Raw genomic sequence first — 14,369 nt, 5'->3', positions numbered from 1 at the left:
TCTTTCCATTATAACATATAGATATTTAAAAGATAATCAAAGGACTTAATAAATAAAAAAATCCCAGCTTTATACAGCTGAGATTTTATCAAAGAGATTGCTTAATTAAATTTTTCTGCTATTTCCTTTGTAATCAATAAGAATTCTCTTATTTCATCAAAGGTATTGCAGTGAAGTGGAGATACTCGAATTGCCCCTGTGAGATTTAAGGCTTCAACTATTCTCTTAGAATACATTGAATCGTTAGTCCTATTAAATAGTGTTACTCCTCTTTCCGCATACTCAAGAACTACATCTTGGAAAGAGATTCCCTTTATCTCAATAGCACTTATTAGGTCCCTATTATCTAGATTTTCATCATCGACAAATACTGTAACACCTTCTATGTGTCTCAAACCAGATATTTTTTCATCACCTTCTAGCATGAAGTATAGAAGAGCCTTTTCTTGTGCTGCAATTTTATTAATTCCTTCTACAAATTGTTCTCTCCTATTTTCTGTATTTATAAATTCTTTGCCAATGTCACAAACATAGTCTATTACTTTCCTCATTGACAAATATACTGTTGGAGCTGGTGTCCCTATTGTCCACTCGTCATAAGGTTTAGCAAGAAGTTTATCATGATTTAATTTTGACAACCTATCTGAACAATATCCAAAACCTACTCCCCTATTTGCAAAAAATTTATAAGGAGCAAAGTTAGTGAAGTCTAATCCGTCTTTTACAACATCAATTACACCATGAGGTGCGTGTTGAACAGCATCAGAGATGAAGTAAACATCGTTTTTCTTTTCTCTAATTAACTCATTAATTCTTTCTAAATCCATTATGTTTCCAGAAATATTTGAAGCCGCAATTACGCTTACTACTACTGTGTCTTCATCTACAAGCTTGGCTACTTCTTCAGGCTCAACAAAACCAGTTTTTGGATTTACCTTTGCAACCCTAAATTCAAGATTATTTTTTTCTGCTGCAATCTTTAAAGAGTCATAAGCAGAAGGGTGTTCAACATTTGTTGTTACAACGTTCTTACCTTTAATATTTTCACAGATAATTCTGGTTGCTTTAAAGAAACATGATGAAGCAGAAATTTCAGTCATAATAGATCCATCTTTTGCACCAAAAACGGTTTTCAAAAGATCCTCCATTGTGCCATTGACAAGTTTAGTTAAGTCTAAAGCCCTCTCATGATATCTCAATGGGCAATCAGGGAAAAGGTCCCAAGAAACTTTTTCTGTAATTGATTCTGTCAACCTAAGAGATCCACCTGCATTATCCATGAATAATCTCTTGCCATATCTTGGGTCATAGTTTAAATAAGCAAATTTAGATCTCAATTTATCTAAATACTCATCAGAAAAAACATTCTTATACATACTTCCACTCCTAACTTTAATAAATTTCTACTAACTTCTTTTTTATCTATAACTTGCAACAAGTTGGACTTCCACAGGCGCATTACCAGGAAGTGAATATACTCCAATTGCAGCTCTTGAACAAATTGCAATTTCTCCTAAGTTCTCTACAATATATTCAGATGCAAAGTCAGCAATTTTTGATTGTGATGTGAAGTCTTCTTCAGCGTTTACATAAACTGTCATAGTTACAATAGAGTCTATCTCTTGATTTTCTTCAAGTGTATTTTTTATAGCAACGAGTGCATTTTTTGTTGCTTGTCTCACTCCATCTCTGAACTTATTGAGATCATCAGATAGCATAATCCTACCTTCTATAATTAATTTTCCATCTAATCTTGGTGTCATACCTGCTGAAAAAATTAAATTTTGTGATTTCTTAGCTGGTATATATTTTCCTTGAGGAATTGGGTTTTTTTCCATTATTTTGACCTATACCTTTCTATCATTTCTACGATTCTATCTACTGCATCTGATGCTTTTTTAGGATCTTGAGAGAAGTTAAGTCTTATGCAATCATCAAACTGTGGTCCAAATTCAGTACCAACTGTTACTATTACATTTGCATGAGCTCTTAAAATCTTAACAAAATCTCCAATACTTACATCCAGTTTAGGTAGTTTAGGAAAGATGTAAGATCCACCTTCGGTTGGTCTAATCTTAACTCCTTCAACACTTCTAAATTTAGCAACTAAGTCATCTCTGATTTCTTGATGTGCCCTTATCCTATCTTCTAACCATCCTTCAGGTTCATCAAACCATAAATCTAACATTGCTTGGTTATAACCTGGAGCCCTAAGGGATACTATAGCTTGAAGTTTTTCCATTCTATCAATAATTTGCTTAGATCCATAAGCTATACCAAGTCTAAATCCACTCATTGATTCAGTCTTTGATGGTCCCATAATAGTTATTAGCTTGTCAAAATCTACATCTTCATTAATCATATGGTGGTATTCACGTCCATCAAAAATTTGTCTTGAGTATAATTCGTCAGCAAGTAAAGTAACTTCATACTTCCTGGCTAATCTCGCTATTTCTTCAAGTTCTTTCTTTGAGTAAACAGCACCAGTTGGATTACCTGGGTTTGTAAATAAGAAAACTCTTACTCCATCTTTAAAAGCATTTTCTAGAGCATTAAAGTCAATCCCTGAACTTCCTGAAGGCGCATTTAGATAGTCTAATTGGATTGGATAAATGTCTGCTTCCAGAAATTCTGCTAATTTTCTATTATCAAAATAGTCTGGTTCTAAGATTGCTACCTTATCATCTGCAGCAATTAGAGAACTCATAGCTAAGAATAATGCTCCCTGCGTGCCTGGAGTTATAATTATATTATCATTAGGATCTATTTTTACTCCTGTGAAATCTTCAATATTCTTAGCAACTTTTTCACGAATAAACTTGTGACCTCTATATTCAGAGTAAGCTTGCTTTCCACCAGCCTTATAGGACTCAATGAATCTTTCTAAGGAACCTGGTATAGGCGGATGAGCATCTACATCACCATGTGAAAAATCAACAAACTCTCCTTCAAGTTTTTCACCCCTTAGCTCAAGTTTTTCTTCAGCTTGAAGCCCTTCTTGACCTGGGGCATTATCAATACCTAATTTTTTAAATTTTTCTTCAACTCTAGTCATTTTTTATCTCCTTATATTTTATTATGAATTTAATACTTCTCTATCTAGTTCACCAACTGAGTGAGCTACAACTATAGTTCCGGCTAGGTCTCCTGTGATATTTGCTGTAGTGTGACAAATATCAATTACAGGCCATATCGCTGCTAATATAGGCACCAAAGTCAATGGCATTCCTAATGTTTGTAGTAAAACAGTTGACATTACAATTCCAGCGCCTTTAACACCAGCAGCTCCTATAGAGAGCACAAGACCCATAAATACAAATTGTATTAATGCTCCTGCAGTAATATCATATCCATATAAATTTGATGCAAATACAGAAATAACACCTAACGCTACTGCCATACCATTCATGTTACAAGTGTTTCCTAAAGGAAGTGTAAATCCATATATTTTTTCTGGTATTCCTAATTCATTTTTCGATAAATCAATAGATACAGGTAAAGTTGCAGCTGAAGATGTTGTAGATGCTGCTACAATCATTGCTGGAGCAATTTTTTTCAAGAAAAGGAAAGGACTTATCTTTGCTAAAGCTTTTACTAGTAGTGGTTGAAGTATAAAAATTACCACTAAACAAGCAACCCAATCCGTAATTATCATATTTAATACTTGCATTAACATTGATCCAGAAAGTTTTGTCATCATATCAGCTATTAAAGCAAATATTCCAAAAGGAGAAATCTTCATAACAAGTTCTGTCATTTTTAACATTAAGTCTGCGCCTTGTTCAATAACCTTAACTAAAGTCTTTGCACTATCACCTAATATTAAAAGTACAACTCCACTGAATAAAGCAAAAACTATTATCTGTAATGTATCTCCATTTGTTAAAGATTCAAATATATTTGTCGGAATCCAACCTATCATATTCTCTACGAAACTATACTCTTGAGCCTGACCGACTTCTGAAGTTAATAAATCAACAACACCTTTACCCGGCTGACTTATTAGTGCAAAACCCATTCCAATAGCTGCAGCTATTGTTGATGTAATAATGTAAAATAGAACTATTCTTATACCTACAGTTCTTAGTTGTTGAATATCTCCCATCTTTACTACGCCACTAATTAGAGTAGTTAAAACAAGTGGTGCAATGAGCATCTTTAAAAGTCTCAAGAATATTTCGCCCATAAACTTTATGTAAGGCACTACACTTGGACTAAATATTCCAACCAATGCACCTAATACTATGGCGATTACTATCTGTTGCCATAATTGTAACTTTTTCATAATATACCTCCTTAATTTACCTATATAATATGATATAATCATAACAGTAAAACCTTTTCACTGTCTAATACGTATTCTTGTATAAGATTATATGAGTTTGATTATAGGAGATATTATGTTTGATTATAATGAATATATTTATGAAGTTTATGTGCATAAAAGTTTTTCTAATGCAGCAAAATCATTGTTTGTTTCTCAGCCCTCTCTCAGTAACATTGTAAAAAAAGTTGAGGATGATTTGGGAGTTGTCTTATTTGATAGGAAGTCAAACCCAATTCAATTAACTGAAGCTGGAAAAATTTATATAGACGCAATAGAAAAAGTTATGGAGTTAGAAAAAATAACTTCTGAAAATTTAAAAAAATTAACTGACTCTAAACAAAATATTTTTACTCTTTGCGGATCAACTTATTTTTGCACCCAAGTATTCCCTGAGATTATTGAAAAATACTCTGATATTGATCCCGAACTAAAAATTGCAATAATAGAAATTGGAACAGGTGAGATTGATGACTTTTTAAAATTTAACTTGGCCGATTTAGGCGTCTGTGTTGAAAATTTAAATCCAAAATTATTTAACTCAAAAGTTTGGTTCAATGAAGAATTAATTTTGGCCGTACCTAAGTCTAATTCAATAAATGATGATTTACTTGAGTTCGCTTTAAGTTATGAAGACATAACTAATTTGGATAATGTCAGCCAAGAAAAGTGTGTTGATTTAAAATTATTTCAAAATGAAAATTTTATTTTCTTGAAAGAAGGTAATGATTTACATGATCGTGCTATGAACATTTGCTACGAGTATGGTTTTAGACCAAATATTTTAATTTATATGGATCAGCTCCAAACTTCCTACGACATAGCAAAATCTGGCAAGGGAATAGTATTCATTAGAGATCGTATTGTTAAACAGGATAAATTTAATGACTCACTACTTTATTATAAATTGAAAAGTGATAATGCAAAAAGAAGTGTTAACTTATTTTATCTGAAAAATAAAGTCTTCTCTGACAAGGAGAAAGAATTTATTAAATATCTAAAAAGTTTTCAACTTTAATTTCTTATATAATAAATCATATAAAAATATGCAATTATTCCTATGGTCAATCCCTTGAAGTCATCCTTCTTTCATGCTAATTTAATCTTATAAAATATTTTATAAGGAGATAATTTATGAGAATTGGAATTATAGGATATAGAAATGTTGGAAAGGCTTTTGTTAAGCTTTTAAAAATAAAAAATAAATATCTTGAGACTTTGGGCATAAATCCTATCTTGACTTATGTACTTGATAGTAAAGGCGGAATTTATAATTCCAATGGAATTGACTTTGATAACGTGATTATTTCCGAAAGCCTAAAGTCTAATGAACTTTATGACAAGAAAATAAATTTTGATTTTTTGATGTCTAATAAGGATATTGATGTTCTAATGGAATAGAAAATCTAGATGCCGAAGAAGTTATTGCCGCAAAAAATAATAATATGCGATATAAACTAGTGGGATCTTGTATCAGAAATGACGATAAGATAAAAGCTGAAGTTGGCTTAAAACTAGTTAATGAAGATGACACTTTATATTCAATTAACGGAAAAAATAAAGGCGTTAAATATAAAACAGACACCATTGGAGAATTAGTTATTATAGGTGGAGAATCTGGTCCAATACGAGCTTCTGCATCAATTCTTAGAGATATAATAAATATGTTAAGCTAATTAAAATTTATATTTAAAAACCTCAATTCCTTTTTATCACAACTTTATAAAAATCGCCCCATATACTTAAAAGTAAATTATTCTCTTACAATTCTTAATAACAGCTTTAAAAGCCCAACAAAAAAGAGCAGGTATAAACCTGCTCTAATTTTTTATTTTGTAAGCCAAGGATTAGTCAAGAATCTTTGATACTACTCCTGATGCTACTGTTCTTCCACCTTCACGAATGGCAAATCTTAGTCCTTCGTCCATTGCTATTGGTGTGATTAGTGTTACTGTAAATGTGGAGTTGTCTCCTGGCATTACCATTTCTGTTCCTTCTTTTAGTTGGATATCTCCTGTTACGTCTGTTGTTCTGAAGTAAAATTGTGGTCTGTATCCGTTAAAAAATGGTGTGTGTCTTCCGCCTTCTTCTTTTGTTAGTACATATACTTCGGCTTCAAATTTTGTGTGGGGATGTATTGTTCCTGGTGCTGCTAGTACTTGTCCTCTTTGGATTTCTTCTCTTTGTACTCCTCTTAGTAGTGCTCCTATATTGTCTCCTGCTTGAGCTTGGTCTAGTTGTTTTCTAAACATTTCTACACCTGTTACTACTACTTGTCTTTTTTCTTCTGTTAAGCCTACTACTTCTACTGTGTCCCCTACTTTTACTACGCCTTGTTCTACTCTTCCTGTTGCTACTGTTCCTCTTCCTGTGATTGAGAAGATGTCTTCTATTGGCATTAGGAATGGGTGTTCTGTGTCTCTTGCTGGTGTTGGAATGTATTCGTCTACTGCTTCCATTAGTTTTACGATCTTGTCTCCCCATTCTCCGTCTGGATCGTCTAATGCTTTTAGTGCTGATCCTACTATGATTGGTGTGTTGTCTCCATCAAAATCGTATTCTGATAGCAAGTCCCTTACTTCCATTTCTACTAATTCTATTAGTTCTGGATCGTCTACTTGGTCTTCTTTGTTTAGGAATACTACTATCTTTGGTACTCCTACTTGACGTGCTAGTAGAATGTGTTCTCTTGTTTGTGGCATTGGACCGTCAGCTGCTGATACTACTAGGATAGCTCCGTCCATTTGTGCTGCTCCTGTGATCATGTTCTTTACATAGTCAGCGTGTCCTGGGCAGTCTACGTGTGCGTAGTGTCTGTTTGGTGTTTCGTATTCTACGTGAGATGTGGATATTGTGATTCCTCTTTCTCTTTCTTCTGGCGCTTTGTCAATGTGAGCGTAATCTACGAATTCTCCGCTGCCATATCTCTTGTTCATTACAAGTGTGATTGCTGCTGTTAGTGTTGTTTTACCGTGGTCAACGTGACCAATTGTTCCAATGTTTACATGTGGTTTATTTCTTTCAAATTTTGCTTTAGCCATGCTATTCCTCCTAGGATTTTTTAAATTAACTTCATGATACATCAAATTTAAATTTTTTTCAACATTTAAGCCATTTTAAGACTTAAATATGCTCTAATTTTTTTCTAACAAAAGTGTTCATAAAATATATTACAAATAATATTGAAGCGAATTCTGCGATTACATATCCCCACCATATTTCATTGACTGTGAAAAATTTTATTGCAATATATGCTACTGGTAGGAGCACAATTATTTGTCTTAATATAGAATCAAATAGTGCTAAAATTCCATTGCCAAGGGCTTGAAAAACTGCTACCCCAACGATTGATATTCCAGCAAATATATATGATAATGCGCATATTCTTAACATTGGTATTCCAATTTCGAGCATCTTGCCACTTGCTGAGAATATGGAAAGTAGTTCTCGTGGGAAAATTATTATAATTGCCGATACAATTATCATCATTCCTGTTACTGCTAAAAAGGCGAGTTTTATTGATTTTACAATTCTCTCTTTATTTTTTGCACCATAATTGTAGGCGACTATTGGCACCAATCCGTTATTCACTCCAAAGACTGGCATAAATACAAAGGACTGTATTTTGAAATATGCTCCAAGTGCCGCAATTGCAGAAGTTGATATTGCTGAAAGCATTTTATTTAGCACATAAATTGTAAAGGATTGAATTGTAATTGTAATCATAGAAGGGACTCCAACTACGTATATTCTCTTCACTATATCTAAATCTAAAACTGGTTTCTTAATTGTTATCTCTTCATTAAATTTATATTCGAAAAAGCATCCAAAGAGAGCTCCTATAATTTGTCCCATTACAGTTGCAATTGCCGCTCCCTTTACTCCCATGGCAGGAAGTCCAAAATATCCAAATATAAAAATTGGATCAAGGATTATATTTAATATTGCCCCAATGAGTTGCGTGAGCATTGTGAATATTGATCTTCCCGTGGACTGTAAGAGCCTTTCGAGAAAAATTTGCATAAAAACTCCCATAGATAGACCCATTACAATTTGGAGATAATCTACTCCATAATTTATTATATTCTCGTTTGTCGTCTGTGCTGACAAAAAAGGTCTTGGCAGAAACCTTGAAATTATTAGAAGTATTATTCCGTAAATTATTGCAAGAGATAAACCTGTCTCGGCAACCCTATCTGATTTTTCAAAATTCTTTTCTCCCAAGTACCTTGATATCAAAGAGTTCATTCCTACACCAGTTCCCACTGCTATTCCTATCATTATATTTTGAATGGGAAAGGCAATTGAAATTGCTGTAAAGGCCTCTTCGTTGATCTTTCCAATGTAATAAGAATCCACTAAGTTATACATAGATTGTATAAACATAGAAACTACAATGGGAAAGGATACTTGAAATAAAAGCTTTGGGATTGCCATTGTCCCCAATTTATTTTCATTACTTTGCACCTAATCACTCCCTAACTTTTTTATAAGCCTATCTATTATATATTAGATTTTAAAATTTTTAAAGCTTATGCAATTTAAAAAGAAGTTAGAAATTATAATTTCCCAACTTCTTATAAATTTATATTTTATTTTCACTTACAAGTAATTATATTTTGAAAACAATAATAATTAATTAGTATTAAGTCCACTAATCTTATAAAATTCTATATGTATTTACAAAAAATTATAGGTTTTTGACTTTTGATTACTTCTACACCGATAAGAAATACAATGTCATTTAATAAAACAACTATACTCCTAAATTCAGACTCTTTATATTTTGAAATATTTCCAAATAACATTATAATCAATGATGTTATTAAAAATAAAAAAATATTTGTATATCTTTTCAATAATTTCTTTCATCTTTTACTTAATTCTTATATCTGATAAAAACTTTAGAATAAAATAAAACGTCCCACAGAGATATTTTATAAGAATATAATTTATCATCTGATTTTTCCATAGGATAAAATACAGCCATTACTCGAAAATCTCCTTTACTATTTAATTCATCTGTACATGGATTTTCTATTAAAATTTTCTTGTCTAATTCAGTATTTATATAAAATACTCTATCTCTTATTATCTGTCCTTGATTATCTTTTATAAAAAATATAGCTAAACTAACTAGTATATTTTCTTCAAAATTAATATCATTTATTAGTTTATCAAAATATGGTGAATTATTTAACTCTTTTTCTATATCTATAAATATATATGTTTTTTTCAGATCATCTTTCTTTTTGAAATTTTTATCTAACTCATTAAATTTATAATCTAATAGTGCTAAGTTTTCTATCCCATCTAAGTTTGTTTTTTTATTTTTCTATATAAATTTTTTGTATATGTCGGCTCTATTTTTTGTATTGACTTTGTTCCATAATCTTGAACTGTGAATCTAAAATGTTTAATTATGTCAATTTTATTTTGTTTAGTTCCCAAAAAAATCAAAATATAATCATTTAAATTTAAACCAGTATTTTCTGTTTTTATTAAATTGTTTGAAGATGCTTTCTTTGTTTCTGGGAACTTTATTCTCTGTATATTTGAACTCTTTAATTCATTAATCGAAAATCTTTTATTTTCGAAATTGTTAATCAGCACCGTATTAAATAACAATTCTTTATTTGTTGAGAAGTTAATGTTTAAGTTTATTTCATTATTTACATTTTTTCCTTTGTCGTTTAATGCTATCGTTCTGATATTATTTTCTGATCCTAATATTTGAATATTGGTGCATTCATAATTAACTAAATCTTCATTTTTATAAAATTCAAAAAAATTTAAAAATAACAAAACGGTCAATAAAATTCCACTTAGTATAAGCTTTTTAAGTGATTTCATATTATTTTTACAATCATGCCTTCTCTTATTTCTATCATATTATTTTTTTCAAGAAATTCTATCATGTGAGCCGCAATATTATAACTATAGGAAAGCTTATCTCTGATTAAAAGTATATTCTCTTCTAGATTATATTTTGTTTCTAAAGCAAAATATACATCTGGAACCAATTCTGAATAACTGAAATTTAATATCCTCCTATAATTACTATTATATAATCTAATAGTGCCTTTTTTATTAAAATTTTGTTTAAATTCAGCAATATAATTTTGTTTTTCTATGTTATTTATTCTTTTAATTTTTTTCATTGTTAAAGGTATAAATTCTTTTGTTATCTCTGAAGTCCTTTTTATATCTATAATAAGATTATTTAAATACAATACATCGCTACCATTGATTAAATAAATATTTTTATTATTAGTTTTTCTTAACTTATAAAGAACATATAGCATTCCACAGTACTCATTGGAATCTTCTGAATACCAAATCACAAAATTCTTTAAAGTAGTACTCGCTACTAAATACTCAAGTTTGTCTAAAATACTTCTTATATTTATTTCATTTTCCACATAAGGATCTAAGCATACCTGAAACTCAAGGTTTTCTATTTCTTGTAAATTTCCAATGTCAAAGGAAATTGGTATGGATAATATTTTTAATTCTCTATTAAAATCCTTTAAAACTCCTTCTAACGACTGAGAAAAACAAATATTAATAGTTTCTTTTTGATTCATAGCTATAAGTTTCTGGATATATACAAACTATCATTAAAAACTTTAACACCCGCTGAATTCCAACAGTTATGGAAACTTCTAAATTCAAAAACATCTCCTTTTTTATAATCAATATAAGGAGAGTTGGACCTAACATTTCCATAACCTCTTGTAGAAGATGCTAAATTTATTGAATGATAATTTTTGAACATATCTCCTCTTACACTTACTTCATATTTTTCAGGTGCTGATGTAGATGCCCACCCTCTTATTTTCTTAGTAAATCTATTTACATTAAAACCAGAATAAGCTAATGCTATATCGGGGATAAATGACTTACTATTTATATCAGACTCAATTATATATCCTTCTTTATACCCATCATAATTATATTCTTCTAAATATTTAGAAGAAGTTATGTCATAGAATTCTTCCGTATAATCTGTATGTAATTTTTCCGCACATACAACATTTATAGTTCCAATTAATATTATTAATATTAAAATAATTTTTTTAATAATAATCTCCTTATATAATACATTTAGGTTTTTAAAGGTAACCTATAAACCTTGAAAACACCTCCTATGTTTAATTTATTTACTTGTTTATATTTTTAACACTTTAAATTATTTGTTTAAAAATATTGCACTTTAGTTTTTTTGTCAATACATTTTATCTTTCTCTATTTATTTTTCTTCTTTTAACAGTAATAATATGTTCGTAATAGTATAGATAAATAAGGCTAAACCAATAAGACTTATTATATTTTCAACAATTTGAAAAAAAGCTAAATACTTTATGCTTTGACTTATATCTCCTGTGATTTTCCATTTAATATGATTTATAAAATAAATTATAGAATCAAAACCTAATCCCCTACTTCCAAATAGCATCATTACTATCGAACTAATTAAATATAAAAAATATTTTAATATTTTATAAATTTTTTCCATATTATGTTTTTCCTCATTCAAGGCTATCACTATGCATAAAATGCTATACTCCTAAGGTTATGTTGAAATTATAAAATTTTCTAGCAAACCAACTTTCTGATTTTGTTACAGAAAATCCAACTGACTCTAATAATTCTACATCAAAATAATAATTTTTTTATCGTAATCTCCTTTTTATTAATAAAAACTATGTCTACACTAATCTCTTTTATTAATATAATATGAACATTGGAAACATCCCTTCTCTTTTAGCTTAATATAACATTTGCTTGTTTTTTAGTCAATACGTTTTCCTATTTTTCTTTTATACTATTTTTTGTCACGAATGTTTGATGAACCTAGACTTTTCCCCTTTATAAAATTTTTATCATCTTTTAATATATTCCTTAAATATGTTAAAATAAGATTATGAGGTGAATAAAATGAAATTATTAATTACGAGTAATATTCCTGAAAAAATTTATGACGAACTAAATAAAAATTTCGAGATAACTTATCACGACTCCAATATGCCTTTAAAAAAAGAAGAAATTATTGAAAAAATTAAGGGTCAAGATGCACTTTTGTGTCCTCTATCTGATAAAATTGATAAGGATGTAATTGACGCAGGAAGTGACTTAAAAATTATTGCAAACTACGGAGCTGGTTTTGACAATATAGACATAAACTACGCAAGAGAAAAAAATATTGTTGTTACAAATGCACCGGCACCTGCATCTGCCGTTTCCACTGCGGAACTTGCCTTTGGACTAATGCTTGCTGCTGCAAGAAAAATTGTGTCAGGCGACAAAGTTACAAGAAGAGGAGAATTCTATGGTTGGAGACCAACTTTTTACCTTGGAAGTCAACTTAAGGGAAAAACTCTTGGCATAATTGGTCTTGGAAATATTGGCAAAAATCTAGCAAAAAGAGCAAGAGCCTTTGAGATGAATGTAATTTATTATTCACGCACTAGAAAAGAAGATTTTGAGAGTGAATACAATATTGAATATAGAACAAAGGATGATGTAATTAAAAATTCTGACTTTTTGAGTCTTCACACTGCCTATGTGCCTGAACTACATCATATGATTTCTAAAAACGAACTGGCTATGATGAAAAAAAGTGCTATATTAATAAATGCTTCAAGAGGTCCAGTTGTAGACGAAGATGCCCTTGCTGATGCCCTAATAGAAGGAAAAATAGCGGGAGCTGCTCTCGATGTATATGAAGAAGAACCTAAGGTAAATGAAAAACTAATAGACCTAGACAATGTAATCCTTGCTCCTCACCTTGGCAATGCTACTTTTGAAGCAAGACTAGAAATGGGTGAAAATGCAAAGGACAATTTAATTGATTTTAAAAATGGAAAAACTCCAAAGAACAAAGTAAACTGAGGTGTAAAATGATAAATTATTACAGTCCCCAAGAAATGAAAATTTGGTCAGGTAGAATTGACGACGAAAATGATTATGAAAGCTTTAGATGGCATCAATGGGTTAAGCCCCTTGACTTAAATGACGATAGCCTAACTCCCTTTGACGGCAAGCTTGGTTTTGGAATAATTGGTTTTGAATCAGACCAAGGTATTGAACTAAATAAGGGTAGATTTGGTGCTGCTGCAGGTCCTGCTGCAATAAGAAAGGAACTTGCAAAACTTCCTTGTCAGTTTTCTAAAGACCTTAAAATTTATGACTGCGGTAATGTTACAAGTAAAAACACAACTCTTGAAGCAAGCCAAGATGAACTTGCAAAGGCTGTAAAAAAAGTTTTAGAATTAAATTTATTCCCACTTGTTTTAGGAGGCGGACACGAAACTGCCTTTGGTCATTACAAGGGAATTAGCACATATCTCGACGATAAAGAAGACAATAAACTGGGTATTTTAAATTTTGACGCTCACTTTGACCTAAGACCTTACGAAAAGGGAACTGGAACAAGTGGAACAATGTTTAGACAAATCGCCGACTATACTCGTGAAAAGGGAACTGATTACGCATATTATGTTATTGGAATTCAAAAACATTCCAACACTCTTGCGCTTTTTAGAACCGCTGATGATTTAGGAGTAAAATATGTATTAGGAAAAGATTTAATCAATGGAAATTTCTTTGAGATAATTCACAACCTTGACGAATACATCCACGAACAAGATCACCTATACATTACAATTTGTATGGACTGTTTCACATCTTCCTTTGCACCGGGAGTATCTGCACCACAACCACTTGGAGTTGACCCCGAAAAAGTAATACTTCTTCTAAAACACGTCTTTTCAACTGGAAAGCCAATTAGTTTTGACATATGTGAAGTTTCTCCAAGGTTTGACCACGACTCTGTAACTGCTAACTTAGCTTCAATTTTAGTCTACACAGTTGTATCAACTATGGCGCAACGCATATTGGGCAAGGAAAATAAAAAATACATCCCTCTATAAAATTTAATATAAGTGTCTCTTATTTATTGATTACCCTCTTTACTTGGAAAATAGTAAGGAGGGCATTTTTATGGATATGCTTAAAAATGATTGATAAAAACTTGTGAAAG

14 protein-coding genes are annotated in these 14,369 nt (G+C 30.8%); 5 read left to right on the top strand and 9 right to left on the bottom strand.

Translation table 11 applies throughout. The features are described 5' to 3' along the window. Nucleotides 1-101 precede the first annotated feature (101 nt). Genes HKO22_RS02110 through HKO22_RS02095 form a run of 4 tightly spaced genes read right to left on the bottom strand, consistent with a single transcriptional unit; the run spans nt 102 to nt 4,285 of the window. A complete protein-coding gene (locus HKO22_RS02110; protein WP_075659548.1) occupies nt 102-1,376 on the bottom strand; it encodes an aminotransferase class V-fold PLP-dependent enzyme in 1,275 nt (424 codons plus the stop codon). 42 nt (nt 1,377-1,418) lie between these two features. Beyond that, nucleotides 1,419-1,838, bottom strand: a complete 420-nt coding sequence (locus HKO22_RS02105) for a RidA family protein (RefSeq protein WP_075659549.1) — start codon at nt 1,836-1,838, stop codon at nt 1,419-1,421. After that, complete coding sequence (locus tag HKO22_RS02100) at nt 1,838-3,055, bottom strand: pyridoxal phosphate-dependent aminotransferase (protein ID WP_075659550.1); 1,218 nt, start codon at nt 3,053-3,055, stop codon at nt 1,838-1,840. The genes HKO22_RS02105 and HKO22_RS02100 overlap by 1 nt, the downstream gene beginning before the upstream one ends. Before the next feature lie 21 nt (nt 3,056-3,076). Continuing rightward, complete coding sequence (locus HKO22_RS02095; RefSeq protein ID WP_075659551.1) at nt 3,077-4,285, bottom strand: dicarboxylate/amino acid:cation symporter; 1,209 nt, start codon at nt 4,283-4,285, stop codon at nt 3,077-3,079. A 115-nt stretch (nt 4,286-4,400) separates the two neighbouring features. Here HKO22_RS02095 and HKO22_RS02090 point away from each other — a divergent pair, with 115 nt between their 5' ends. The 3 genes from HKO22_RS02090 (at nt 4,401) to HKO22_RS02080 (ending at nt 6,000) form a co-directional block, all read left to right on the top strand. Further along, complete coding sequence (locus HKO22_RS02090) at nt 4,401-5,342, top strand: LysR family transcriptional regulator (protein ID WP_169968189.1); 942 nt, start codon at nt 4,401-4,403, stop codon at nt 5,340-5,342. A 116-nt stretch (nt 5,343-5,458) separates the two neighbouring features. Then, complete coding sequence (locus HKO22_RS02085; RefSeq protein WP_169968187.1) at nt 5,459-5,725, top strand: hypothetical protein; 267 nt, start codon at nt 5,459-5,461, stop codon at nt 5,723-5,725. A gap of 44 nt (nt 5,726-5,769) precedes the next feature. Continuing rightward, nucleotides 5,770-6,000: a hypothetical protein gene (locus HKO22_RS02080; RefSeq protein ID WP_235932801.1), complete on the top strand. Its 231-nt coding sequence runs from the start codon at nt 5,770-5,772 to the stop codon at nt 5,998-6,000. Between the two features lie 171 nt (nt 6,001-6,171). Here HKO22_RS02080 and tuf read toward each other — a convergent pair whose 3' ends face one another. The 5 genes from tuf to HKO22_RS02055 all read right to left on the bottom strand — a co-directional run bounded on the left by tuf (nt 6,172) and on the right by HKO22_RS02055 (nt 11,843). Then, entirely contained in the window at nt 6,172-7,365 is a 1,194-nt protein-coding gene (tuf, locus tag HKO22_RS02075; RefSeq protein ID WP_075659124.1) for an elongation factor Tu, read from the bottom strand. Between the two features lie 82 nt (nt 7,366-7,447). Beyond that, nucleotides 7,448-8,791 carry an MATE family efflux transporter gene (locus HKO22_RS02070; RefSeq protein WP_169968186.1) on the bottom strand — a complete coding sequence of 448 codons (1,344 nt, stop codon included), beginning with the start codon at nt 8,789-8,791 and terminating at the stop codon, nt 7,448-7,450. Nucleotides 8,792-9,637: 846 nt separating this feature from the next. Then, nucleotides 9,638-10,138, bottom strand: coding sequence for a hypothetical protein (locus tag HKO22_RS02065; protein ID WP_169968184.1), 501 nt, complete (start codon nt 10,136-10,138; stop codon nt 9,638-9,640). Between the two features lie 35 nt (nt 10,139-10,173). Continuing rightward, the gene (locus HKO22_RS02060; RefSeq protein WP_075659556.1) at nt 10,174-10,911 is read right to left on the bottom strand and encodes a DUF1835 domain-containing protein; all 738 of its coding nucleotides are present in this window, start codon (nt 10,909-10,911) and stop codon (nt 10,174-10,176) included. Nucleotides 10,912-11,576: 665 nt separating this feature from the next. Then, nucleotides 11,577-11,843: a hypothetical protein gene (locus tag HKO22_RS02055; RefSeq protein ID WP_169968182.1), complete on the bottom strand. Its 267-nt coding sequence runs from the start codon at nt 11,841-11,843 to the stop codon at nt 11,577-11,579. Nucleotides 11,844-12,265: 422 nt separating this feature from the next. On the opposite strand from HKO22_RS02055, the gene HKO22_RS02050 reads away from it, so the two are divergent. Then, complete coding sequence (locus tag HKO22_RS02050) at nt 12,266-13,219, top strand: 2-hydroxyacid dehydrogenase family protein (protein ID WP_169968181.1); 954 nt, start codon at nt 12,266-12,268, stop codon at nt 13,217-13,219. Between the two features lie 8 nt (nt 13,220-13,227). After that, nucleotides 13,228-14,259 carry a formimidoylglutamase gene (gene hutG / locus HKO22_RS02045; RefSeq protein ID WP_169968179.1) on the top strand — a complete coding sequence of 344 codons (1,032 nt, stop codon included), beginning with the start codon at nt 13,228-13,230 and terminating at the stop codon, nt 14,257-14,259. Nucleotides 14,260-14,369: the final 110 nt, after the last annotated feature.

The organism is Peptoniphilus faecalis (assembly GCF_012976305.1).
GTDB lineage: Bacteria > Bacillota > Clostridia > Tissierellales > Peptoniphilaceae > Peptoniphilus_A > Peptoniphilus_A faecalis.
The sequence above is the reverse complement of the archived record's forward strand: the minus strand, read 5'-3'. Positions and strand labels throughout refer to the sequence as shown.